The 24351-nt window shown below is 71.7% G+C and carries 21 protein-coding genes; 16 read left to right on the top strand and 5 right to left on the bottom strand.

Annotation, left to right across the window (positions count from 1 at the left end; genetic code table 11):
• The first annotated feature begins 38 nt into the window (after nucleotides 1-38).
• From ACZ45T_RS23800 to ACZ45T_RS23760, 9 genes are all read left to right on the top strand, one after another.
• On the top strand, nucleotides 39-1217 hold the full coding sequence (locus ACZ45T_RS23800; RefSeq protein ID WP_468444463.1) for a sensor histidine kinase: 1179 nt from the start codon (nucleotides 39-41) through the stop codon (nucleotides 1215-1217).
• Nucleotides 1218-1472: 255 nt separating this feature from the next.
• Nucleotides 1473-2786 carry a sensor histidine kinase gene (locus tag ACZ45T_RS23795; RefSeq protein WP_468444461.1) on the top strand — a complete coding sequence of 438 codons (1314 nt, stop codon included), beginning with the start codon at nucleotides 1473-1475 and terminating at the stop codon, nucleotides 2784-2786.
• A gap of 219 nt (nucleotides 2787-3005) precedes the next feature.
• The gene (locus ACZ45T_RS23790) at nucleotides 3006-3665 is read left to right on the top strand and encodes a response regulator transcription factor (protein WP_360890839.1); all 660 of its coding nucleotides are present in this window, start codon (nucleotides 3006-3008) and stop codon (nucleotides 3663-3665) included.
• Nucleotides 3666-3824: 159 nt separating this feature from the next.
• Entirely contained in the window at nucleotides 3825-5768 is a 1944-nt protein-coding gene (locus ACZ45T_RS23785) for a 2-oxoacid:acceptor oxidoreductase subunit alpha (protein WP_468444459.1), read from the top strand.
• The gene (locus ACZ45T_RS23780; RefSeq protein WP_468444457.1) at nucleotides 5761-6855 is read left to right on the top strand and encodes a 2-oxoacid:ferredoxin oxidoreductase subunit beta; all 1095 of its coding nucleotides are present in this window, start codon (nucleotides 5761-5763) and stop codon (nucleotides 6853-6855) included. The genes ACZ45T_RS23785 and ACZ45T_RS23780 overlap by 8 nt, the downstream gene beginning before the upstream one ends.
• 161 nt (nucleotides 6856-7016) lie before the next feature.
• The gene (locus ACZ45T_RS23775; RefSeq protein ID WP_468444455.1) at nucleotides 7017-7871 is read left to right on the top strand and encodes an SDR family oxidoreductase; all 855 of its coding nucleotides are present in this window, start codon (nucleotides 7017-7019) and stop codon (nucleotides 7869-7871) included.
• A gap of 115 nt (nucleotides 7872-7986) precedes the next feature.
• A complete protein-coding gene (gene rarD / locus ACZ45T_RS23770) occupies nucleotides 7987-8931 on the top strand; it encodes an EamA family transporter RarD (protein WP_468444453.1) in 945 nt (314 codons plus the stop codon).
• Nucleotides 8932-9222: 291 nt separating this feature from the next.
• Nucleotides 9223-10539 carry a M28 family metallopeptidase gene (locus tag ACZ45T_RS23765; protein WP_468444451.1) on the top strand — a complete coding sequence of 439 codons (1317 nt, stop codon included), beginning with the start codon at nucleotides 9223-9225 and terminating at the stop codon, nucleotides 10537-10539.
• Between the two features lie 82 nt (nucleotides 10540-10621).
• On the top strand, nucleotides 10622-11011 hold the full coding sequence (locus ACZ45T_RS23760) for a hypothetical protein (RefSeq protein ID WP_468444449.1): 390 nt from the start codon (nucleotides 10622-10624) through the stop codon (nucleotides 11009-11011).
• Here the strand turns inward: ACZ45T_RS23760 and ACZ45T_RS23755 are convergent.
• The 4 genes from ACZ45T_RS23755 to ACZ45T_RS23740 all read right to left on the bottom strand — a co-directional run bounded on the left by ACZ45T_RS23755 (nucleotide 10985) and on the right by ACZ45T_RS23740 (nucleotide 14139).
• Entirely contained in the window at nucleotides 10985-11401 is a 417-nt protein-coding gene (locus ACZ45T_RS23755) for a hypothetical protein (protein WP_468444447.1), read from the bottom strand. The genes ACZ45T_RS23760 and ACZ45T_RS23755 overlap by 27 nt on opposite strands.
• Nucleotides 11398-11601 (bottom strand): hypothetical protein, encoded by a 204-nt coding sequence (locus tag ACZ45T_RS23750; RefSeq protein WP_326588561.1) that lies wholly within the window; start codon nucleotides 11599-11601, stop codon nucleotides 11398-11400. The genes ACZ45T_RS23755 and ACZ45T_RS23750 overlap by 4 nt, the downstream gene beginning before the upstream one ends.
• Before the next feature lie 105 nt (nucleotides 11602-11706).
• On the bottom strand, nucleotides 11707-12909 hold the full coding sequence (locus ACZ45T_RS23745) for a LolA family protein (RefSeq protein ID WP_468444444.1): 1203 nt from the start codon (nucleotides 12907-12909) through the stop codon (nucleotides 11707-11709).
• A 219-nt stretch (nucleotides 12910-13128) separates the two neighbouring features.
• Complete coding sequence (locus tag ACZ45T_RS23740) at nucleotides 13129-14139, bottom strand: polyprenyl synthetase family protein (RefSeq protein WP_468444442.1); 1011 nt, start codon at nucleotides 14137-14139, stop codon at nucleotides 13129-13131.
• A 199-nt stretch (nucleotides 14140-14338) separates the two neighbouring features.
• On the opposite strand from ACZ45T_RS23740, the gene ACZ45T_RS23735 reads away from it, so the two are divergent.
• From ACZ45T_RS23735 to ACZ45T_RS23705, 7 genes are all read left to right on the top strand, one after another.
• The gene (locus ACZ45T_RS23735) at nucleotides 14339-15889 is read left to right on the top strand and encodes a peptide MFS transporter (RefSeq protein ID WP_468444440.1); all 1551 of its coding nucleotides are present in this window, start codon (nucleotides 14339-14341) and stop codon (nucleotides 15887-15889) included.
• A 52-nt stretch (nucleotides 15890-15941) separates the two neighbouring features.
• Nucleotides 15942-17945 (top strand): CocE/NonD family hydrolase, encoded by a 2004-nt coding sequence (locus ACZ45T_RS23730; RefSeq protein WP_468444438.1) that lies wholly within the window; start codon nucleotides 15942-15944, stop codon nucleotides 17943-17945.
• A gap of 127 nt (nucleotides 17946-18072) precedes the next feature.
• Nucleotides 18073-18753, top strand: coding sequence for a Crp/Fnr family transcriptional regulator (locus ACZ45T_RS23725; protein WP_468444436.1), 681 nt, complete (start codon nucleotides 18073-18075; stop codon nucleotides 18751-18753).
• A 151-nt stretch (nucleotides 18754-18904) separates the two neighbouring features.
• Complete coding sequence (locus ACZ45T_RS23720) at nucleotides 18905-19678, top strand: hypothetical protein (RefSeq protein WP_468444434.1); 774 nt, start codon at nucleotides 18905-18907, stop codon at nucleotides 19676-19678.
• The gene (locus ACZ45T_RS23715; protein ID WP_468444432.1) at nucleotides 19675-21831 is read left to right on the top strand and encodes a hypothetical protein; all 2157 of its coding nucleotides are present in this window, start codon (nucleotides 19675-19677) and stop codon (nucleotides 21829-21831) included. Before ACZ45T_RS23720 ends, ACZ45T_RS23715 begins: the two co-directional genes overlap by 4 nt.
• Nucleotides 21828-22877: a hypothetical protein gene (locus ACZ45T_RS23710; RefSeq protein WP_468444430.1), complete on the top strand. Its 1050-nt coding sequence runs from the start codon at nucleotides 21828-21830 to the stop codon at nucleotides 22875-22877. The genes ACZ45T_RS23715 and ACZ45T_RS23710 overlap by 4 nt, the downstream gene beginning before the upstream one ends.
• A gap of 5 nt (nucleotides 22878-22882) precedes the next feature.
• The gene (locus tag ACZ45T_RS23705; protein ID WP_468444428.1) at nucleotides 22883-23428 is read left to right on the top strand and encodes a Pycsar system effector family protein; all 546 of its coding nucleotides are present in this window, start codon (nucleotides 22883-22885) and stop codon (nucleotides 23426-23428) included.
• 9 nt (nucleotides 23429-23437) lie between these two features.
• On the opposite strand, the gene ACZ45T_RS23700 is transcribed toward ACZ45T_RS23705, so the two are convergent.
• Nucleotides 23438-24256, bottom strand: a complete 819-nt coding sequence (locus tag ACZ45T_RS23700; protein ID WP_468444426.1) for an HAD family hydrolase — start codon at nucleotides 24254-24256, stop codon at nucleotides 23438-23440.
• Nucleotides 24257-24351 lie beyond the last annotated feature (95 nt).

Raw genomic sequence — 24351 nt, 5'->3', positions numbered from 1 at the left:
CATGGCATCAGCCGCGCGTGCTTGACAGGCTGTGCCGCATGACGACGAGCCATGCCATCACCGACAACGATCGGCCTCCTCCCGTACGCGCCGTGTTCAGCGCCGTGACGTGGAAGGAGATCGCCCATCTCGTGACCAACCTGCCGGTGGCGGTCGTCGGTTTTGTTTACGCGGTTGTCATGGTTTCCACCACGGGCGGTCTCTCCGTGACCGCGATCGGGCTTCCGCTGCTCGCATGCGGTCTGTATCTGTCTCGGCAGTTGGGACGGCTGGACCGGTCACGCGCCCGCGTGCTGCTGGGCGTACGGGTGGACGAGCCGACCCCGATCCCCGGTCCGAAGCGGTCCGGCGGATTCTTTCCCTGGCTGTGGACGAGCATCAAGGACCCGGTCGGCTGGCGGACCGTGCTGTACCAGCTGATCCGGCTGCCGTGGGGGGTTCTCACCTTCACGGTAGCGCTGACCGGGCTGTTCGTGCTGTGGCCGGTGCTGCCGTATCTGGTACGGCTGCTGGCGAACGCGGACCGGGCGATGGTACGGGGGCTGCTGTCGCCCTCCGACGACCTGGAGCGGCGGATCGCGGAGCTGGAATCCGACCGGGGCGTGGTCGTCGACACCGCGGCGGCGGACCTGCGGCGCATCGAGCGCGACCTGCACGACGGGGCGCAGGCGCGGCTGGTGGCGCTGGCGATGGGGCTGGGCCTGGCGAAGGAGAAACTGCTGGAGGACCCGGAGGGCGCGGCGGCGATGGTCGACGAGGCCCACGGGGAGGTGAAGCTGGCACTCCAGGAGCTACGGGACCTCGCGCGCGGGATCCATCCGGCGGTCCTGACGGACCGGGGGCTGGACGCGGCGCTGTCGTCGGTGGCGGCGCGGTGCGTGGTGCCGGTGAAGGTGGCGGTGGATCTGCCGGAGGCGCGGCCGGCGGAGGCGATCGAGGGGATCGCGTACTTCGTGGTGTCGGAGCTGCTGCAGAACGTGAGCAAGCACGCGGGTCCGGGGGCGCGGGGCGCGAGCGTGGAGGTGTGGCGGGCGGGGGCGCGGCTGATGATCCGGGTGTCGGACGACGGGCGGGGCGGAGCCGTGGCCTCCGGCGGGACTGGGCTGGCGGGGCTGGCGGAGCGGCTGGGCGCGGTGGACGGGGTGCTGGTCGTCGTCTCCCCCGAGGGGGCGGGGACGGTGGTCACGGCGGAGCTGCCGTGGCGGGACCGGGGGTAGCCCCCCGGGGCCCTTGTCAGCGGGACTCCCGTCCGGGTGGGTGGGGGTCCCGTTCGTGTGTCCGGTGCGGCGCCGCTTCCTGGGGCTCCGCACCGGACCCCGCGCCTCAAACGCCGGCGGGGCTGGATTGGCGAGCTGGGCTGGCTGGGTGGGGTTAACCCCCCTTTCGGGAGGCCGACTCGCCGGATGGTCGGGCGGGGTGGGGGGCGGCAGGGTGGGGGCGTGGAGAGAAGACGGGAAGGGTGGGGCGGGATCATGGACAACGGCACGGGCACCGGTACGGGCACGGGCGGGGGGCTGCGCGCGGTGTTGCGGGCTCCGGTCGAGGGGCGGACCTGGCGGGAGCTCGGATATCTGCTGATCGGGCTGCCGCTGAGCACGCTGTACTTCTCGCTCGCCATCGCCGGAGTGAGCCTCGGCGCCGGGCTGCTCGTCACCTTCCTCGGCGTTCCGGTCCTCGCCGCCGTGCTCGCCATGTGCCGCGGGTTCGGACACCTGGAGCGGGCCCGCGTGCGCACGCTGCTCGGGGTGGACCTCGCCGATCCCGCGCCGATCCGGGCCGCGAAGCCGGGGGCCCTCGCCACCATGGGGGCGCTGCTCAAGAGCGGGAGCGCCTGGCGGCACGTGCTGTACTCCGTGATCCACTTCCCGTGGGCGGTGTTCAGCTTCTGCCTGGCACTGACGTTCTGGGCGGCGGGGTGGTCCTACCTCCTGTACCCGGTCTGGTTCTGGGTCTTCCCGGCCTACACCGACCAGCCCGGCCTTCAGCTCTTCCAGAACGACGACTACTCCTTCTTCCTCGACTCGCCCGCCGACATCGCCCTCACCTCGCTCGTCGGACTGGCCTTCACCCTCGCCACCCCGTGGGTGATCCGGGCCCTGACCACGGTCGACCGGGTCCTGGTCGGCGGGCTGCTCGGGCCGTCCCGGCTGGCCACCCGCGTGACCGAGCTGGAGTCCGACCGCGGGGTGGTCGTGGACACCGCCGCCGCCGACCTGCGGCGCATCGAGCGGGACCTGCACGACGGGGCGCAGGCCCGCCTGGTGGCCCTCGCGATGGATCTCGGGCTGGCGAAGGAGAAGGCGACGGAGGACCCGGCGGCCGCGGCCCGGATGGTGGACGAGGCGCACGGCGAGGTGAAGATCGCCCTCCAGGAGCTGCGCGACCTGGCCCGCGGGATCCACCCGGCCGTACTGACCGACCGCGGGCTGGACGCGGCGCTGTCCTCGGTGGCCTCGCGGTGCGCGGTGCCGGTGCGGGTGGCGGTGGATCTTCCGGCCCGGCCGGCGCAGGCGATCGAGGGGATCGCGTACTTCACGGTCTCGGAGCTGCTGCAGAACGTCAGCAAGCACGCCGCGGCCCGGCTGGCCTCGGTGGATGTGTGGAAGTCCGGGGACCGGCTGCTGATCCAGGTCGCCGACGACGGCCGGGGCGGGGCGAGCGCCGGGGCCGGTACGGGACTGGCCGGGCTGACCGAGCGGCTGGACGCGGTGGACGGGGTGCTGGTCGTCGACTCCCCCGCCGGTGGCGGTACGACGGTCACCGCCGAGCTGCCCTGGCGCCCGTAGGGCCGCCCCGCAGGACCCTACGTAGGACCGCACCGCAGGACCGCCCCCGCAGGGCCGCCGACCGCCGCATCCGGCGTCCACCATCCGAAAACTCCCCCCATACGCCCACGTGTTGTGCTGGCTTTGCCTTCACCCGGACTTAAGGCTGGGATGCTTGGCTGAGTTCGGTTGATGCGGGAAACGAGTGGACGCGGGAGCTGCAAAGTCGTGGAAGACAGGGTGCGGGTCGTCATCGCCGAGGATTCAGTGCTGCTCCGTGAGGGCCTGACCCGGCTGCTCACCGACCGGGGGCATGACGTCGTGGCGGGCGTCGGGGACGCGGAAGCCCTGCTCAAGACGGTGGCGGAGCTCGCCGCCGAGGATGCGCTGCCGGATGTGGTGGTGGCCGATGTGCGCATGCCGCCGACCCACACCGACGAGGGCGTACGGGCCGCCGTACGGCTGCGCCGCGATCACCCCGGGATAGGGGTGCTCGTGCTGTCGCAGTACGTGGAGGAGCAGTACGCCACCGAGCTCCTGGCCGGTTCCAGCACCGGGGTGGGGTACCTGCTCAAGGACCGGGTGGCCGAGGTGCGCGAGTTCCTGGACGCGGTGGTACGGGTGGCCCGGGGCGGTACGGCCCTGGACCCCGAGGTCGTCCAGCAGCTGCTCGGCCGCAGCCGCAAGCAGGACGTTCTGGCCGGTCTGACGCCGCGCGAGCGCGAGGTGCTCGGGCTGATGGCCGAAGGACGCACCAATTCCGCCGTCGCCAAGCAGCTCGTCGTGAGCGACGGCGCGGTGGAAAAGCACGTCAGCAATATTTTCATGAAACTTGGCCTCTCGCCCAGCGACGGGGATCACCGGCGTGTACTGGCCGTGCTCACCTACCTGAAATCTTGATCGACTGACACTCTGTCAGCTATGGCACACATGGCATACCCGTAGGCCGTCTCAAGGTGCGGTCAGACGGTCCAGAATGTGGTCGCCCCTGGGGACCTGATTCCTACCGACGTAGGGTTGGTTCTGGGGGTGCTCACGCCTCGAAGGAGGTCCAGTTCAGTGACCAGCCAGGTCAGCAGCCCAGCCGAGCAGGCCGACGGGGCCGGGGGTGCGGTTGTCGGTGGACAGCGCACCCCGGCGAGCCCGGGCGGCAAGGAAGTACGCCGTCTCGATCGTGTGATCATCCGATTCGCGGGTGACTCCGGTGACGGCATGCAGCTCACCGGTGACCGCTTCACATCGGAGACGGCGTCGTTCGGTAACGACCTGTCGACGCTGCCGAACTTCCCCGCCGAGATCCGCGCCCCTGCCGGAACCCTCCCGGGTGTCTCTTCCTTCCAGCTCCACTTCGCCGACCACGACATCCTCACGCCGGGCGACGCCCCGAACGTGCTGGTGGCCATGAACCCGGCGGCGCTGAAGGCCAACATCGCGGACGTACCGCGCGGCGCGGAGATCATCATCAACACCGATGAGTTCACCAAGCGCCCCATGGCCAAGGTCGGCTACGAGACCTCGCCGCTGGAGGACGGCACACTGGCGGCCTACAGCCTCCACCCGGTGCCGCTGACGACGCTGACGGTCGAGGCGCTGAAGGACTTCGGCCTCTCCCGCAAGGAGGCCGAGCGCAGCAAGAACATGTTCGCGCTGGGCCTGCTGTCGTGGATGTACCACCGGCCCACCGAGGGCACCGAGGCCTTCCTGCGCCAGAAGTTCGCGAAGAAGCCGGAGATCGCCGAGGCGAACATCGTCGCCTTCCGGGCCGGCTGGAACTTCGGGGAGACGACGGAGGACTTCGCGGTCTCCTACGAGGTCGCCCCCGCCACCCGGGCCTTCCCCACGGGCACCTACCGCAACATCTCCGGGAACCTGGCCCTCTCCTACGGCCTCATCGCCGCGAGCCAGCAGGCGGACCTGCCCCTCTACCTGGGCTCCTACCCGATCACCCCGGCCTCGGACATCCTGCACGAGCTGTCGAAGCACAAGAACTTCGGCGTGCGGACCTTCCAGGCCGAGGACGAGATCGCCGGCATCGGCGCGGCGCTCGGCGCGGCCTTCGGCGGGGCGCTCGGCGTGACCACCACGTCCGGGCCCGGTGTGGCGCTGAAGTCGGAGACGATCGGTCTCGCGGTGTCGCTGGAGCTTCCGCTGCTCATCGTGGACATCCAGCGCGGCGGCCCGTCCACCGGCCTTCCGACGAAGACGGAGCAGGCGGACCTCCTCCAGGCCATGTACGGCCGCAACGGCGAGGCGCCCGTCCCGATCGTGGCCCCGAAGACGCCCGCGGACTGCTTCGACGCCGCCATCGACGCGGCCCGGATCGCGCTCACGTACCGGACGCCGGTCTTCCTGCTGTCCGACGGCTACCTCGCCAACGGATCCGAACCGTGGCGGATCCCCGAGGTCACGGACCTGCCCGACCTGAAGGTCAAGTTCGCCACCGGCACGAACCACACCCTCGCCGACGGCACCGAGGTGTTCTGGCCCTACAAGCGGGACCCGGAAACCCTCGCCCGCCCCTGGGCCGTCCCCGGCACCCCCGGTCTCGAACACCGCATCGGCGGCATCGAGAAGCAGGACGGCACCGGAAACATCTCCTACGACCCGGCCAACCACGAGCTCATGGTCCGCACCCGCCAGGCCAAGATCGACGGCATCGAGGTGCCGGACCTGGAGGTCGACGACCCGGACGGCGCCACCACCCTGGTCATCGGCTGGGGCTCCACCTACGGCCCCATCACCGCCGCCGTCCGCCGGCTGCGGCTCGCCGGAACCCCCATCGCCCAGGCCCACCTGCGCCACCTCAACCCCTTCCCGAGGAATCTCGGCGAGGTTCTGAAGCGTTACGAGAAGGTAGTGGTGCCGGAGATGAACCTCGGGCAGCTCGCCACCCTGATCCGGGCGAAATACCTGGTCGACGCCCAGTCGTACAACCAGGTCAACGGAATGCCGTTCAAGGCGGAGCAGCTCGCCACGGTCCTCAAGGAGGCCATCGATGACTGAGGTGACCGAAGCGGTGGCCGACGGGGCGACCGAAGGGGCGCGCACGCTCCTCTCGCTCGTGCCCAAGGCCGAGGCCAAGCAGTCGATGAAGGACTTCAAGTCGGACCAGGAGGTCCGCTGGTGCCCCGGCTGCGGTGACTACGCCGTGCTCGCCGCCGTGCAGGGCTTCATGCCCGAGCTCGGGCTGGCGAAGGAGAACATCGTCTTCGTCTCCGGCATCGGCTGCTCCTCCCGCTTCCCGTACTACATGAACACGTACGGGATGCACTCGATCCACGGCCGCGCCCCCGCCATCGCCACAGGCCTCGCCACCTCCCGCCGCGACCTGTCCGTCTGGGTCGTCACCGGGGACGGCGACGCGCTCTCCATCGGCGGCAACCACCTCATCCACGCCCTCCGCCGGAACGTCAACCTCAAGATCCTGCTCTTCAACAACCGGATCTACGGGCTGACCAAGGGGCAGTACTCCCCCACCTCCGAGGTCGGCAAGATCACCAAGTCGACGCCCATGGGCTCGCTGGACGCGCCCTTCAACCCGGTGTCGCTGGCCATCGGCGCCGAGGCCTCCTTCGTCGCCCGCACCGTCGACTCCGACCGCAAGCACCTCACCGAGGTGCTGCGCCAGGCGGCCGACCACCAGGGCACGGCGCTCGTGGAGATCTACCAGAACTGCAACATCTTCAACGACGGCGCCTTCGAGGTCCTCAAGGACAAGGACCAGGCGCTGGAGGCCGTGATCAGGCTGGAGGACGGCCGGCCGATCCGCTTCGGCGCGGACGACGCGAAGGGCGTCGTGCGCAACCCGGTCACCGGCGACCTGGAGGTCGTCGAGGTCACCCCGGCCAACGAAGGACGGATCCTGATCCACGACGCGAAGGCGGCCAGCCCCACGACCGCGTTCGCGCTCTCCCGCCTCGCCGACCCCGACACCCTGCACCGCACTCCCATCGGGGTGTTCCGCAGCGTCGAGCGGCCCGTCTACGACACGCTCATGGCCGATCAGCTGGACACGGCGATCGACCTGAAGGGCAAGGGCGACCTCGGCGCCCTGCTGAGCGGCAACGACACCTGGACGGTCGTCGGCTGACCTCGCCGACGCGGCCGCCGTAGCGAAGCCCGGATCCCCCAGGGGATCCGGGCTTCGGCTTTGCTCGGCACGGCAGGCGGCACACCGAGCACCGTCGAACACTTTCTAAAAGTTAGCGCTTCCCGTAGGGTGGTGTCATCGCCCGAACGAGGAGAGCAATCATGAGCATCGTCGTCACCGCAGCCACCGGAGCCCTCGGCCGTCTCGTCGTCGAGGAGCTGCTGGAGCGGGTCCCCGCCGACCGCGTCGCCGTCGTCGTACGCGACGAGGAGAAGGCCGCCGACCTGGCCGGGCGCGGTGTCGACGTCCGCGTCGCCGACTACGACGACCCGGCGGCCCTGGCCGCCGCCTTCCGGGCCGGTGACCGGGTCCTGCTGATCTCCGGCAACGAGATCGGGCGCCGCGTCGCCCAGCACACCGCCGTACTGGAGGCCGCGCAGGCGGCGGGCGTGGCGCAGCTGGCGTACACCGGCATCCTCGGCGGCCCCGAGGCGGACTTCGACCTGGCCGCCGAGCACACCGCCACCGAGCAGGCCATCCTCGACTCCGGGATCCCGTACACCTTCCTGCGCAACGGCTGGTACCACGAGAACTACACCCGGAACCTGCCCACCGTCCTCGGGCACGGCGCGGTCGTCGCCAGCTCGGGCGAGGGCCGGGTCGCCTCGGCGGCGCGCGCCGACTACGCGGCCGCCGCGGCCGAGGTGCTCACCGGCGAGGGCCACCTGAACCAGGTCTACGAGCTCTCCGGCGACACCGCCTGGAGCCTCACGGAGTACACGGCCGAGGTGTCGGCGCAGAGCGGCAAGGAGGTCGTGTACACCGAGGTCCCGGCCGACGAGTACCTGTCGATCCTGACCGGCGCCGGGGTGCCCGAGGACTTCGCGGCCATCCTCGTCGACGTGGACGCGGCGATCGCGCGCGGCCGGCTGGCGGGCACCAGCGGGGACCTGGCCCGGCTGATCGGGCGGCCGACGACGCCGGTCGCCGTGGCGATCACGGCCGCCCTGGCCTGAGCCCAGCACCGCAAGCCCCTGACGGTGTCATGAGCATCTCGCGATGACACGCATGACATCCGGGCCGTACGGCGATACCGTCGTGAAGTTGGCTGGAAGTCGTACAGGAGGCCCCGTGAAGGCAGAGAACGAGCAGCGCACGGGTTTGCTCTACGGATTCGGCGCATACGGGATGTGGGGGCTCGTCCCCCTCTTCTGGCCGCTCCTCAAGCCTTCCGGGGCCGTCGAGATCCTCGCCCACCGCATGGTGTGGTCCCTGGCCGCGGTCGGGCTGGCGCTGCTCGCACTGCGCCGCTGGGGCTGGATACGGGAGCTGGTCCGCCAGCCCCGCAAGCTCGGCCTGACCGCGCTCGCCGCCCTGCTCATCACGGTGAACTGGGGCGTCTACATCTGGTCCGTGAACAACGGGCAGGTCGTCGAGGCGAGCCTCGGTTACTTCATCAACCCGCTGGTCAGCATCGCCATCGGCGTGCTGGTGCTCGGCGAGCGGCTGCGCCGCGCGCAGTGGACGGCGGTCGGGCTCAGCTTCGCCGCCGTACTGGTGCTCGCCATCGGCTACGGGCGGCCGCCGTGGATCTCGCTGATCCTGGCCTTCTCCTTCGCGACGTACGGGCTGATCAAGAAGAAGCTCAACATGGGCGGGCTGGAGTCGCTGACCGCCGAGACGGCCGTGCTGTTCCTGCCCGCCCTCGGGTACGTGCTGTGGCTGGGCGCACAGGGCCAGTCCACCTTCGCCTCGCACGGCGTCGGCCACTCGCTCCTGCTGGCCTCCACCGGCCTGGTCACCGCGGTCCCCCTGGTGTTCTTCGGGGCGGCCGCGATCCGGGTCCCGCTGTCCACCCTCGGGCTGCTCCAGTACCTGGCCCCGGTGTTCCAGTTCGGGCTCGGCGTCCTGTACTTCCACGAGGCCATGCCGCCCGAGCGCTGGGCCGGCTTCTCCCTGGTGTGGGCCGCGCTCGCCATCCTGACCTGGGAGGCCCTGCGCACCGCGCGACGGTCCCGGGCCCGGCTGGAAGTGGCGCCGGCCGCGGTGCCGGCACCGGCCCCCGAGCCCGCGTAACGGCCACCCGGAAGGCATCCGGCGGGCCCGCGGAAGGCACCGGGAAGGCACCGGGAAGGCACCGGGAAGGCACCCGCCACAGGCGATACACCAGCAAACACTCCACCCTCACGATCCCCGGTACGGGCCACCCGTACCGGGGATCGTCCGTTTTCCGAACTACCCTGACCGAATTATGGTCTTGACGGACAGTCATGCTCTCGCTGAACATCAGGCTCGCACTGACGCACGAACGCTCAGCTCTATCCCCACTCGTTCCGTCTCATCCCCGCGGAATCCCGGAGCCCCCACATGAGCCTGTCCGTCTCCCGGCGCCTTGCTGCCGTGACCGCGTTCGCGGTCGCGGGCCTGTTCGCCGCCACCGCCCCCGCCGCACTCGCCGCCCCGACGGCGGCCACCGCGGCGCCGACCCCACCCGACATACCGCTGGCCAACGTCAAGGCCCACCTGTCGCAGCTCTCCACCATCGCCGCCAACAACGGCGGCAACCGCGCCCATGGCAGGACCGGCTACAAGGCCTCGATCGACTACGTCAAGGCCAAGCTCGACGCCGCCGGCTTCACCACCACCCTGCAGACCTTCACCTCCAGCGGCGCCACCGGCTACAACCTGATCGCCGACTGGCCGGGCGGCGACCCGAACTCGGTCCTGATGGCCGGCTCGCACCTGGACTCGGTGACCTCGGGCGCGGGCATCAACGACAACGGCTCCGGCAGTGCGGCCGTCCTCGAAACGGCCCTCGCCGTCTCCCGGGCCGGCCTCCAGCCCACGAAGCACCTGCGCTTCGGCTGGTGGGGCGCGGAGGAGCTGGGCCTGATCGGCTCGAAGTACTACGTGAACAGCCTGCCGGCCACCGAGAAGGCGAAGTTCGCCGGCTACCTGAACTTCGACATGATCGGCTCGCCGAACCCGGGCTACTTCGTCTACGACGACGACCCGACGATCGAGCAGACCTTCAAGAACTACTACGCGGGCCTCGGCATCCCGACCGAGATCGAGACCGAGGGCGACGGCCGCTCCGACCACGCCCCCTTCAAGAGCGCGGGCATCCCGGTCGGCGGCCTGTTCTCCGGCGCCGACTACACCAAGACGGCGGCGCAGGCGCAGAAGTGGGGCGGCACCTCCGGTCAGGCCTTCGACCGCTGCTACCACTCCTCGTGCGACAGCCTGACGAACATCAACGACACCGCCCTGGACCGCAACTCGGACGCCGTCGCCTACGCGATCTGGACCCTCGGCGCGGCCGTTGCGGTCCCGCCCGGCCCGTCCTTCGAGAACACGACGGACGTGAACATCCCGGACTCCCCCGCGGCCGCGGTGACCTCGCCGATCACGGTGTCCGGCGTCACGGGCAACGCGCCCGCCACCACCAAGGTCGACGTGAACATCGTCCACACCTACCGCGGTGACCTGGTGATCGACCTCCTGGCGCCCGACGGCACGGCGTACCGGCTGAAGAACTCCAGCTCGGACTCCGCCGACAACCTCATCACCTCGTACACGGTGAACGCGTCGAGCGAGGTGGCCAACGGCATCTGGAAGCTCCAGGTCAAGGACGTCGCCGGGCAGGACGTCGGCTACATCAACAGCTGGAAGATCACCTTCTAGACCTTCCCGGCACCCGCACCCCCACCCGAACCACGGCTTAATGGTCTAGACCTCCAAGGGTCCGGCGTGGTCTGATCGGATCATGCCGGAGATCATCGCCGCCCTGTTCAGCCTGCTCGCCCAGGCCGCCGCCGCCGTGAACCCCGCCCTGCTGGTGCGGAAGCGGCGGCGGCTCCGGCGTCTGTCGGACCACGCGCAGGGCCGCACCGTCCGGGTCCCCTGCGATCTGCGCGCCCGGGAGCTGACCGCCGGCCAGTGGACCGAAGGTCACCTGGCGCTGCCGCCCGGCGGGCCCGCACGCTGGACCGCGAGAGGCGCCACGACGGCCCACCCCGTGGACTTCCCGCCGCTGGAACCGGTCTCCGCCGACGAACTCAGCGTCGCCTTCCGCTCCGCGGACGGGGCCACCGAGCTACGGCTGCACCCCGACGAGGCGCCGATGGTCCTACGCGTCCTCGGTGCGGGCCTGTAGCGACGCCGACTGCGGCTCCTGGATGCGGGCGCGCAGCTCCTCGGCCACCGCGGCGATGTCCGCGCGGCCCAGCTTCGCCGCCTCGACCAGATCGCCGAGCTCCTCGGGCGAGGGCAGTTGGCTGGCCCCGGCCACCCGCAGGTACGAGCGGGTCGCGGCGGCCGCGTAGAACTCGTTCATGGGGGATTCCAGCGCCGGGCACACCGCGAGGGTGTGCAGAAACGCGGCGGCCCGCCACGCGGTGTCCGGGGCGGGCTGTTCGGGTACCAGGACGAGGTCGTTCTGGTGCCGGGCGACCGCGGCGGCCACCCCGGAGGGGTCCCACACGGCGGGATCGGACGGGAGATGGTGGGCCAGAGCGGTCCAGGCCCACTCCATGGTGATCTTCAATTGCCGAACCGCTCCTGGAAGTAGCCCCAGTGGTCGGCGAACTCCTCTATGCCGGAAAGGAAGTTCTTCCGGTCCTCGTCGAGTTCGCGCTCCGTGACCTCGGTGATCAGCGCGGTGACCGTCGTACCCAGCGCCGCCGCTCGCGCCTTCAGGCGTTCGTGGAAGTCCTCGTCCAGGCGGATGGTGACGTGTCTCGACATGCCCAACACCGTACAGCGGGTGTGCTGTACGGGCAGCAGGAATGCCGCAAGGGTGGGCAGGGACACAGTCCCCGCCCACCCTCGAGTCGCTCTCGTGCGTGGTGACTACTTGTTGGCGTCGGCCGCCTTCACCAGCTCGTCCTTGGTGACCGCACCGACGTAGACCTTGCCGTCGTCCGTGACGAGGGCGTTGACCAGGCGGGTCGACAGGACACGGCCCTCACCGAACTTCCCGGAGACCTTGCCCCCGAGGGAGTCGAGGAACTGCTTGGCCTCCTTCGGCGCGTTCTTGTCGTTCTCGATGTCCTTCAGGCTCTTGCCCGCACCCGAGTCGATCCGCGCGATGGTGGCCCAGCCCTCGCCGAGCACCTTCACGTCGCCCTTGCCGTTCGCCCCGCCCATCAGGCCGTCCAGGCCGGGGAAGGAGTCCAGCGCCTTGAAGCCGTGCTCCTTGTCGCCCTTGACCGCCCCGTCCGTGCCCTCGGTCAGCTTGGCGCCCTTGGGCGGGGTGAAGGCGAAGGTGTCGGCGGACGGCTTGGCGAAGTCCACCTTCGTGAAGCCCGCGTCCACGATCGGCTTGCCGCCCTGGGCGGCGAGCAGCTGCACGCGCAGCGGCACGCCGTTCTTCGCGTCGACCGCGATCTGGACCGAGCCGACCGTGGAGCCGCTCTGCTTGGGCTTGAGCACGAGCTGGTAGGCGTCCCGCCCGGCCACCTGCGCGGTGTCGCCCACGCTGACGTCCGTGGTCGGGCCGGCGGCCTTCAGGATCTCCTCGGCCATCTTCTGGGGCGAGGCGGCGAGCCGGTCGGCCGTCTTGTGGTCCTTGCCGGCGTCCTTGCCCGCCTGGGGGTTCTTCTCGTGGAAGACCTCGTTCGACTTGGAGTCGTAGCCCCACACGTCGTCGCCGTTGTGGATGAGGCTGTACTCGTCCTTGCCGTCCAGGAACGTGAGCTTCTGGCGGTCCGGGCCGTCGGCCGCGACGCGGAAGGTGTGCGTGCCGTTCGCCAGCTGCGCGACCTTGTCCTCCGGGTTGGCGGAGCCGCCTGCGATGCCGCCGCCGCCGAGCAGCCCGCTCGCGATCTTCGGCAGGCCCAGGTCGGTGCTGATCTTGGCCGTGCCCGACATCTGCTCCACGTCCGAGGCGGCGACCTTCTCGATGAGCTGCTGCGCCGTCACCTTCGGCAGGTCGGGCCCGCCGGCGTTGGCGAAGGCCGGGACCATCGCCACGGTCGCCGCGGCCACACCCGCCACCGCTACCGGTACGGCGTACCGGGCGACCTTGCGAGAAGTCTTCGTGTTCGCTGCCATGTCAGTGCCCTGCCCTCTGTGTCGACGGCGGCGACCCCCGTGTCGCCGCGCTCACCCGATCTGGTGGGGTTGATGACTCCATCTGACCAAAAGGGCGGCGCGGGGTCGTCAGTCCCCGGACGCAACTGCGCGTACGACCGTGGGATGACATGGAAAGGGCCCTTCTCCCCCGACCCGTAGGGGTCGATGAGACGGAAGGGCCCGTTCCGGTGTTCCGGACTAGCCGGCGCGGTGCACCACCGCGTCGCAGAGCTCCTCCAGCGCCGACTTCGCGAAGCAGTCGGGCAGCGGCGCGAGCGCGGCCCGCGCCTCCTCCGCGTACCGGACGGTGTCGCGGCGGGCCTGCTCCAGCGCCGGGTGCGCCCGCAGCCGGGTCAGCACCTCGGCGTGCCGGGCGTCGTCCGTCAGGTCGCCGTCCAGGAGCCGTACGAGCTCCAGGTCGTCCGGGTCGCCGCCCTGCTCCGCCATCTCGCGCAGCCGCAGCACCGGCAGCGTCGGGATGCCCTCACGCAGGTCGGTGCCCGGGGTCTTGCCGGACTCGTGGGCGTCGGAGGCGATGTCGAGGACGTCGTCGGCGAGCTGGAAGGCGGTGCCGAGCCGCTCGCCGTACTGGGTCAGGATGTCGACGACCGCCTCGTCGGCGCCGGACATCAGCGCGCCGAAGCGGCCGGAGACGGCGATCAGCGAGCCGGTCTTGCCGGCGATGACGTCGAGGTAGTGGGCGACGGGGTCGCGGCCGTCGCGCGGCCCGGCCGTCTCCAGGATCTGACCCGTCACCAGGCGCTCGAAGGCCTCGGCCTGGATGCGTACGGCCTCGGGCCCGAGATCGGCCAGGATGTGCGAGGCGCGGGCGAACAGGAAGTCACCCGTCAGGACTGCCACCGAGTTGCCCCAGCGGGCGTTGGCGCTCTCCACCCCGCGGCGCACGTCCGCCTCGTCCATGACGTCGTCGTGGTAGAGCGTCGCCAGATGCGTGAGCTCGACGACCACGGCGGACGGCACGATGCCGGGCGCGTACGGGTCCCCGAACCGGGACGCGAGCATCACCAGCAGGGGCCGGAACCGCTTGCCTCCGGCCCGGACCAGGTGCTGCGCTGCCTCGGTGATGAAGGGGACTTCGCTCTTGGTGGCTTCCAGCAGACCCGCCTCGACGGCGGCCAGTCCGGCCTGGACATCGGTTTCAAGAGCCTGGTCCCGCACGCTCAGTCCGAACGGCCCGACGACGGTCACGAGGGGTACTCCTGTCTGCTGACGATCACGCTGACGATCACATGGATTGTCGATGTGTCGCTGCCATCACTCAAGCCAGCGTATCGGGTCCGTTTTCGATCACCGAGAGCGCCTTCCCGGCCACCACCCGCGCACTGCCCGATGCGCACCGGTATGTTCTTGAGGAGCCGAAACAACCGGAGAGTACGTTTTGTCCAGGATGACGACCGATATAGACGAGCCTACGGAACCGGCGGCCGACCAGCCGCCGGCCCGCGACGACGACGCCTTCCTCGGCCACCCCCGGGGCCTCGCCACGCTCTCCGGGCTGGAGGTCTGGGAGCGCTTCTCGTTCCTGGGCATGCAGGCCATCCTCGTCCTCTACTTCGCGGACGCGGTGGCGAGCGGCGGCCTGGGGATGAACCCGGGCACCGCGGCCTCCGTCTCGGCGGCCTACGGGACCATGGTCTACCTCGTCTCGGTCGCCGGCGGCTGGCTCGCCGACCGCATCCTGGGCTCGTACCGGGCCGTGCTCTGGGGCGGCATCCTCATCGCCTGCGGCCACTACGCCATGGCCGTGCCCACCGCCGCCATGACCTGGGTGGGCCTCGGCCTGATCAGCGCGGGCACCGGTCTGCTCAAGCCGAACGTGGCCAGCATGGTCGGCAAGCTGTACCGGACGGACGACGAGCGGCGCGACGCGGGCTTCGCCCTCTACTACATGGGCATCAACATCGGCGCCTTCGCCGGACCGCTGATCACCGGCTGGCTCGGCGAGCACAAGGGCTGGCACTGGGGCTTCTCCGCCGCCGCCGTCGGCATGACCGCGGGCCTGGTCCAGTACGTCCTCGGCCGCCGCCACCTGGCCGGACGCAAGCACTCCGCCACGCTTGTAAATGATGCTTCCGCCCTCGCGCCCGACGCGATGCGCTCCTCCCCCAGACTCCGTCCGGGGGGACCCCCAGTGACGAAGATCATCGCGGGCTGTCTCGCCTTCGCCGTCCTCGCCACCCTTCTGGGGGTCGCCGGCTGGCTGACGATGGGCCGCTTCGTCGACCTGCTCACCCTCGTCTCGGTGATCGCCCCGGTCGTCTACTTCGCCGTCATGTTCCGCAGCCCCCGGGTGACGAACGAGGAGCGCGGGCGACTGCGCCCGTACGCGGTCCTCTTCCTGGGCTCGGTCGCCTTCAACTTCATCCTCTTCCAGGCCTACTCGACGATGATGCTGCTGGCCTCGACCAACGCCCGGACCACGATCCTGGGCTTCGACTTCCCGGCGAGCTGGTACGCCTCCGCGCTCGGCGCCTTCGAGGTGGCGCTGGCCCCGGTCGTCGCCGCGCTGTGGGTCCGGATGGGCCGCCGCCAGCCGCACTCCTCCAACAAGATCGCCCTCGGTGTGATCCTCGGCGGCCTGTCCTTCCTGGTCATGATGATCCCGACCTCGGGGCACGGCGGGGACACCTACAAGATGGCCGCCTGGTGGATCGTCGGCTCCTACCTGCTGCTGGGCCTCGGCGACATCCTGCTGGAGACCTCGGGCATGTCGGCCACCACCAAGCTGGCCCCCAAGGCCTTCAGCAGCCAGACGATGGCGCTGTGGTTCCTCTCCCTGGCGCTGGCCAACGGCATCCAGGCCCAGGTCGTGAAGCTCTACGGCCAGGTGTCCACCCCCGTGTACTTCGGCGTCAACGGCGCCATCGCGGTGGCCGCGGGGCTGGCGATGATCGCGCTGGCGCCCTGGCTCCGGCGCACGATGCACCCCGTCCACTGAGGTTCGATGAGGTCCGATGAGGTCTGATGAGGTTCGCCGAGGTGGCTACGGCATGATCATCCGTACCGATTTCCCGTACGAGACCACCCACGAGGATGTCCGGATCCCGATGGCCGACGGCGTGGAGCTGTACGCGCGGATCTGGCGCCCGGTCACGGACGAGCCGGTTCCGGCGCTGCTGGAGTACCTCCCGTACCGGCTCACCGACTGGACCGCGCCGCGCGACTGGCAGCGCCACCCCTGGTACGCGGGCCACGGCTACGCCTCGGTACGGGTGGACGTACGCGGCCACGGCTGCAGCGGGGGCCGTCCCGGCGACGAGTACGACGCCCGCGAGCTGGCCGACGGGGTCGCGGTGGTGGAGTGGCTGGCGGCGCAGCCGTGGTGCACGGGGTCGGTGGGGATGTTCGGGATCTCGTGGGGCGGATTCAACTCCCTCCAGATCGCCGCCCTGGCCCCCGAGCCGCTGAAGGCGATCGTCACGGTCTGCTCGACGGACGACCGGTACGACAACGACGTGCACTACATGGGCGGCTCGGTGCTGGCCGTGGACATGCACGCGTGGGCGGCGACCATGCTGGCCTTCGCCTCCCGGCCGCCGGACCCGAAGTTCGCCGGCGACGGCTGGCGGCAGCAGTGGCTGGACCGGCTGGATTCGGTCGAACCCCTGATCCACACCTGGCTGTCGCACCAGACCCGCGACGGCTACTGGCGCCACGGCAGCGTCTGCGAGGACTACTCGGCGATCGGCGCGGCCGTGCTCGCGGTCGGCGGCTGGCACGACCCGTACCGGGACACGGTGCTGCGGCTGGTCGAGCACCTGCCGCCCTCGCGCGTACGGGGCCTGATCGGGCCCTGGTCTCACCAGTACCCGGACCGCGGGCTTCCGCCCGGTCCGGCGATCGGCTTCCTCCAGGAGACCCTGCGCTGGTGGGACCACTGGCTGAAGGGCGCCGCGACCGGGGTGATGGACGAGCCCCTGCTCCGCGCCTGGATCAGCGACTCGCACCCGCCGGCGACCGTCTACGAGGAGCTCCCGGGCCGCTGGGTCGCCGAGAGGGCCTGGCCCTCGCCGTCCGTGATCCCCGTCCCGTACGTGTTCCAGGGCGCGCCGGTGGCCGTCGCCTCCCCGCAGCACACCGGGATGGACGCGGGCCGGTTCTTCCCCTTCGGCAACGACGCCGACCTGCCGCCGGACCAGCGGGAGGAGGACGCGAAGTCGGCCTGCTTCGAGTTCCCCGTGGCGGACGGGGAGCCGGTGGAGATCCTGGGACGGCCGTCGGTGACCCTGCGGCTGCGCCTGGACGTGCCGTACGGGCAGGTCGTGGCCCGGCTGTGCGACGTCGCCCCCGACGGCTCCTCGACGCTGGTCACGCGGGGCGCGCTGAACCTCTCCGCCCGCCGGGGCCGGGACCGGGCGCTCCCCTGGCCCGCGGGCTCGTACGAGGACGTCACCTTCGAGCTGAACGGCATCGGGCACGCCTTCCCGCCGGGGCACCGGATCCGGCTCGCCGTGTCCTCGGCGTACTGGCCGTGGATCTGGCCGCGGGCCGGGTCGGAGGCCGGCTGGACCCTGGACCCGGCGGGCAGCTCGCTGACCCTCCCGGTGCGGGCCGCGTCCGCCGCCGACGGGGGCATCGTCTTCGAGGCGCCGGAGCAGTCGCCGCCGCTGGGTGTGGCCTTCCCCGCCACGCTGGACGAACCGCGCCCGGAACGGCTGGTCGTACGGGACGTCGCGCGCGGGACCTGGCGGCTGGAGGTGGACCCCCGGTACGGGGGCACCCGGGTGTATCCCGACGGCCTGGAGTTCAGCGAGGACGCGGAGGAGACGTACGAGATCCAGGAGGCCGACGCGCTGTCGGCGCGGACGCGGTCGCGGTGGCGCATCCGGCTCCACCGGCCCGAACTGGGCTGGGACGCGCGGGTGGAGACCCGGTCGGAGATCACGTGCGACGAGGGCGGCTTCGTCACCTCCAACGAGGTGGTGTGCCGGGAGGGCGACGAGGTGCTCTTCCACCGCACGTGGGAACGCCGCCTGCCCCGGACGGCGGGTTAGGCACCCAGACCACACGGACCAACAACCCCAGACCACACCGACCAACAACCCTTTCTGGAAAGGCACTTGCGGGCTCCGGACGGCAAGTTAGCCTGAGCCCCCACCGTCACCGCACCGGGAGGGGCCCATGGGGCTGTTCGGTGAGCGACACGCACTGCTCCAGCGTCTGGGCCCGCACGACCGCGCCACGCTCCTCGGCCTCGGCGCCCGCCGCTCCTACGCCGACCGGCACACGCTGATGAGCGAGGGCAGCCCCGGCGACCACCTCGTGGTGATCCTCAACGGCTGGTGCGTGGTCTGGCTGCCCACCGAGCGCGGCGGCCGGCTGATCCTCGGACTGCGGACGGCCGGCGAGCTGATCGGCGAGATGGCCGCACTCGACGGGCATCCGCGCAGCGCCTCGGTGAGCGCCCTGGGCCCGGTGGAGGCGCTGACCGTCGACGGGAGCCGGTTCCGCCGGTTCCTCGCCGGCAGCCCGCACGCCTCCGGACTGGTCATGACACAGCTGACCGCCCGGCTGCGCAGCTCCGACGGCGAGCGGCGCTCCCTCGCCTCGCTGACCGTGCTCCAGCGACTGTGCGGGACGCTCGTCGAACTCGCCGACCGGGCGGGGCGGGAGGAGCGGGGCTCCACCGTGATCCTGCTCCCGCTGGCCCAGCACGAGCTGGCAGCCGCGGTGGGCTCGGGGCGGGAGGCGGTGGCCAAGGCGCTGCGGCTGCTGCGCGACCAGGGGCTGGTGCGGACCGGCCCGAACGCGCTCACCCTCGGCGACCTGGAGCCGCTGCGGCTGCTCGCGGCCACGGTGTGAACCGATCCCCGATCCCCGTCCGCGGCCGCACGCCGTCGGCCGGGTGAACTGCCCCCCGTGTGAACGGCAGCGCTGTGTAAACGGCCACAGCGCGCCGTCGGCCCGCACGGGATCGTGGCACCAACCCACCCGCCCCTTCACGGGAGTTGTCATGGACGGCGAAACCCTGCACCGGCTGACCATCAGCATCGACGCCCAGCGGTCCGGCGCGGTACCGGACGCGGACCGGCCCGCGCTGCGGGCCCTCGTCTACGAGGTGACCGGCAAGGCCTTCGAGGAGGCCCGGGTGGCCGGGCTGCTCACCCAGGAGGACCGGGGTGACGGGGTACTGGCCGTCATGGACGGCAGCGTCCCGGCCGGGCGGATCGCCGGGGAGTGGGTCGAGTACCTGCGGGAGAACCTGCGCGCGGCCAACCGCCCGCTGCGCCGGCCGCTGCGCCTGCGCGTCGGGCTGAACAGCGGGCCGGTGACCCGGGACGCCCACGGCTGGTCCGGCCGCTCGGTCGACCTCGCCGTCCGGCTGGCCGACTGCGAGGCGGCGAAGGGCGTCCTCGCCGCGGCCGACCCCGCCCACCTGGTCGTGGTCACCTCGGACGCCTTCTACGAGGACGTGGTGCGCGGCGGCGGCCGGTGGGTGGAACCGGAGCGCTACCGGCGGCACACGGTCAGGATCAAGGAGGGCGAGACGACCGCGTGGATCACGGTCCCGGGCCTGACGACCCCGCCGGCCCCCGCGCGCCCGGCCGCGCCGGCGGCGGGCGGCGGCCCGGCCGACCCCGGGCGGCAGGACGCCAGCACCAGCACCGTCACCGGCACCGGCACCGGCGGGACGACCATTTCCGTGCACGACCACGGACGGGCCATCGGCCACATCGAGCGCGTCGACACCTTCCACTTCGGCGACCTGGCCGGCGGTGAACGGTGAACCACGAGCAGCCCCCGCCGGAGCCGCAGCCCCAGCACCCACAGCCGCAGGGCCCGCAGCCCCAGGACGCGCCACCGCACGGCGCGCCGGAGCCAGACCTCTTCGCGGCGACGGGCGAGGAGGCCGCCCTGCCGGGCGACGACGCGGCCGCCGCCCACACCTACCGCCAGGCCCGTGCGGCCTTCAGCCTGCACGGCGCGAGCAGCTACGTCTCCATGGGCCGGGTCGGCACGGTCCACATCGGCGCCGGCACCGCGCGCCGGGTCCTGGCCGGGCCGGTCCCCGAGGAGGAGCTGCGGACCGTACGGAGCACCTTCCGCGAACCCCCCGCGTACGCCACGTACAAGCTCAGGCTCGGCACGGACCGGCTGATCGTGCTCGACGCCCGGCCCGGCACCGGACGCGCCTTCACCGCCGTCTCCCTCCTCGACGACCTCACCCGGGGCCGGGTCTCCCGACTGGCCCCCCAGACCGGTTTGGACACCCTCGACGCCGAGCACATCCGCGCCGGGCACGGCTACGTGCTGGAGCCGGTCGGCGGGCTGCCCGACGGAATGTGGCTGGACCGGCTGCGCGACCTGCTGCACGCGAAGGAGGCGTACGCGGTCCTCATCGCCTCGGCCGACCCCGGCGCCGCCCGGAACTCCTCCGCCCGGTACCTCCAGCCCCACCGGCCGCCGGCCGACGTGCTGATCCGCGACGCTCACCTGGAGGCCGCCTTCGCGGTGCGCCCCGAACTCCTCTCCCTGGCCCGGGGCGTCTCCGGGAGCCCCGAGGTGGCCGACGCCCTCGGGCTGGACGAACTGCGCCCCTCGGAGGCGGCGCGGCTCGCCGGTCTGCTGGAGCGGCACGTGACGGGTGAACTGCCGCTGCCCGAACTGCTCGTCGCCTGCGAGGCCATCGCGGCCGAGCAGGCGGCCGAGTGGTTCGGCGAGGGCTCCCAGACCCCGGCCGGGCTGCGGGAGTGCGCGTTCCGGATCGCCGTCGCGGTGCTGGGGGGCGCCCCCCTGAGCGCCGTCGCCGAGGCATCGGAGCTGCTGGCCTGGGAGCTTGCGGTGACCGCCGACCCCGAATCCGCCCCGGGCCGGCCCCTGTTCGCGGACGGACTGCTGGAGGCCCGCCTGGACTCCGCGCGCGCGGTGGCCGAGCCCGGCATCGTCCTGCTGGGCCAGGAGGAGGTCCCGGTCCGGACGGTGCGATTCCGGGGGCAGCGGCTGACAGCGGCCGTGCTGGGCCAGCTGTGGGAGCACCACCACAACCTGCGCGGGCCCGTCATGCGCTGGCTGACGGCCCTGTGCGACGACCTCAGCTCCACCGTCTGGGTGCGGGCGGCGCTCGCGGCCGGAATGCTCTGCCGGCTCGACTGCGCCGACACCATCCCGCGCCTGATCCACGTACTCGCCGGCTCGGAGGAGTTCCGGCTGCGCCGGGCGGCGGCCACCGCCCTCGGACTCCCCTCGGCCCACCCGGAGACGGGCGCCGCCGTCCGCTCGGTGGTCGGGCACTGGGCGCACGTCGACAACCGGTACCTGCGGTCCACCGCGGCACTCGCCGTGGGAAAGGGAGTGGTCACGGCCTCCCTCGCGGAGTCCCTGGACCTGCTGGCCTCCATCGGCGCCGGGAAGGACCCCGAACCGGCCGTCGACGCCGGCGCGGCGGTGGCGGAACTGCTCGGCACCACGCTCGACCCCCTGGCCGTACGGCGCGTGCGCGCCTGGCTCGGCGACAAGCGGACCCACACGCAGGACCTGGGACTGATGGCGTCGGCCTTCCTGGCGAGCACGGTGGTGGACGACCTGTGGAACCGGTCGCCGGAGCTCGATTCCTGGCCGGGCCGGCCCCTGATGATCGCCGTGGCCCAGGTACGGCCGGAGCTCGCCCCCGATCTCGCCGGCCTGCTGTGGACCGCGCTGATGACCGGGCGTTCCTACCGCATGGCGCTGCGGTGCGTACAGGAGTGGTGCCGTGATTCGGCGGGCCGGCCCTGGGACCGGGAACTGGCCGAATTCCTCCCCCTGCTCATCCGTACCGACGACGACCGCCGGCGGATCACCGCGGTCATCGAGGAGCTGAGCGAGGACCCGCACCGCCCACTGCCCCAGGAGCATGCGCGCGCGCTCCTGACGGCCGTTCTTCGAGAGGGAGCACGATGACGTACCCCACCCCGTTCCAGCCGCAGCCCCCGTGGCGCCCGCCGGGCGCGCCCGGCGGCCCGGGTTTCCCGCACAACTACTCCGACATGCTTCCCGCGCAGCTTGCAGGCCCCTTCTTCCGCGAGATCCAGCCGGGTGCGGCCTACCGGCACAGCAGCAGTCAGTTCACCGCCGTCCTCTTCTACCGCAACGGCGGCCACAGCGTGGTCTCGCTCGGCGAGGTCCGCCACGTCGACAAGCCCTTCTGGGGACGTCCGTCGGCGGTCTGCCTCATCGCGGGAGGCCTCCACCAGTCCTCCTTCAGGCTGTCGCTGCCCTCCTTCGGCGACCAGGCGGACTTTGTTGCCGAGGCGGATGTGAAGTGGGAGGTGCGCGACTTCCTCGTCGCCGCGCGCAAGCGGGTCACCGACGTGGCGCAGATGCTGCTGCCGGAACTCCACGAGCGGCTGCGCCCGGTCAGCCGCCGCTTCACCCTCGACCAGGCGCAGGCCGCCGACGAGGCGATCCAGTCGGCGCTGGCGCAGGGGCACTGGGCGGACCTCGGCGCCGACCTGGGCCTGACCACCCGGGTGTTCCTGCGCATCGACCTGGGCGAAGCCGCGCGCATGCGGTCCAAGGTGCTCACCGAGGACGAGACCCTGCGGGTGCGGGCCGCGCAGAACATGGAGTACGCGCGGGAACTGATCCACGCGGGCCACACGGAGCAGCTGGCCGGGCTGGTGGCGCAGAACCCCGCGGAGGCGGCCCAGATCGTCCTGTACCTCCAGGCACAGGTCAAGGAGCAGCGCACCGGAGCCCTGGCCATGCTCAACCGGCTCGTGGACCAGGGTGTCGTCCAGCGCCACCAGATCGACGAGCAGACGCAGCGGCTGCTGGACTACGCGAAGGACACCGCCGGCCGGCTCGCCGACGCGAACCTGCTGCCGCCCGAGTCGGGCGCGCTGCCGATGCCCCCGCCGCTGCCGCCTGTCCCACCGGTCCCACCGGTCCCACCGGACCCGAAGACCCCGAAGGCCCCGAAGGCCCCGCCTTCCGACGGAGGCTGAGCTCCGTGGACAACGGCACCGACACCAGCACCGACAACACCGGCACCGGCACCGGCACCGGCACCGACGACGACGAGCCCGCCCGGTACGTGGCCGAGCGCCTCGTGGCGCAGGTGCGCGAGGACATCGGCCGCGCCGACACCAAGGCCGCCATCCTGCTCTCCGGCGCCCTCGCCCTGCCGGTCCTCGCGCTGGCCCGGCTCCCGGCGGACGGCACCGGGACGGCCGGGCTGGTGCTCCTCGCCGCGGCGGGGGTGCTGTGGCCGGCCGGGGTGCTCCTGCTGATCGGGGCCGTGCTCCCGCGCACCGGGACGCTGCGGGCGGGAGCGGGCCTGACGTACCACGGCGACGCGCTGCCCGGCACGGCACCGGAACTCCTGCTGGCGCAGGTCGCCCGGGCCGGCGCCGCCCGCGTGCCCTGGCTGCTGACCCAACTGCGCGACCTGAGCGGCATCCTGGCGCGCAAGTACCGGTTCATCCGGTGGGGCGTGTGCTTCCTGGCCGCGGCCCTGGTGGCGGTGGCCGGCCACACGGCGGCGCGGCTGCTCTGAACCGCGGTGTCAGCCGTAGAGCCGTTCCAGGACCACCGCGATGCCGTCCGCCTCGTTCGACAGCGTCAGCTCGTCGGCCACCGCGACCAGCTCGCGGTGGGCGTTGGCCATGGCCACCCCGTGCGCGGCCCAGGCGAACATCGGGATGTCGTTCGGCATGTCCCCGAAGGCGATCGTCCCGGCGGGGGACGCACCCAGGACTTCCGCCGCCCGCGCCAGCCCGCTGGCCTTGTCGATCCCCGGCGGCTGGAGCTCCACCGTGTGCTCCCCCGCCATCGTGACGTTCACCAGGTCCCCGACCACCGCCCGCGCCACCCGCGTCAGCTCGTCGTCGTCCAGCTCCGGATGCTGCAGCAGCACCTTGTTGATCGGCGAGGCCCACAGGTCCGACCGCCGCGGCACCGACACCGTCGGCAGGTGCGGATGCCACATCCGGTAGCCGGGCCCTATCAGCATCTCCGCGTCCACACTCTCCTGGTTGACCGCCGCGTAGACCTCGCCGATCTCCGCCTCGATCTTGCCGAGGGCCACCTCGGCCAGTTCCCGGTCCATGGACACGGAGTGCAGCAGGCGTCCGCGCGCCGCGTCGTACACCTGCGCGCCCTGCCCGCACACCGCGAGCCCTGTGTAACCGAGCCCGTCCAGGACGTGTCGGACCTGTGGGACGGGGCGGCCGGTGACGATGATGTGCCGGGCGCCGGCCGCACGGGCTTTCGCGAGCGCCTCGTACGAGCGGGCGGAGACGGTGTCCCCGGCGCGCAGCAGAGTCCCGTCCAGGTCAGTGGCGATCAAGGCATAGGGGAGGGCCGGAGGCGGGGCGGAAGTCACGGCGCCAAGGATACGGACCCCTTTGGACAAGTCCTACAAATAGCGCCCGAATCCGGCCTCCCGCCGACACCACCAGCCACGTAACGTGTCAACAG

Source organism: Streptomyces sp. NPDC030995 (assembly GCF_055571215.1).
The sequence above is the reverse complement of the archived record's forward strand: the minus strand, read 5'-3'. Positions and strand labels throughout refer to the sequence as shown.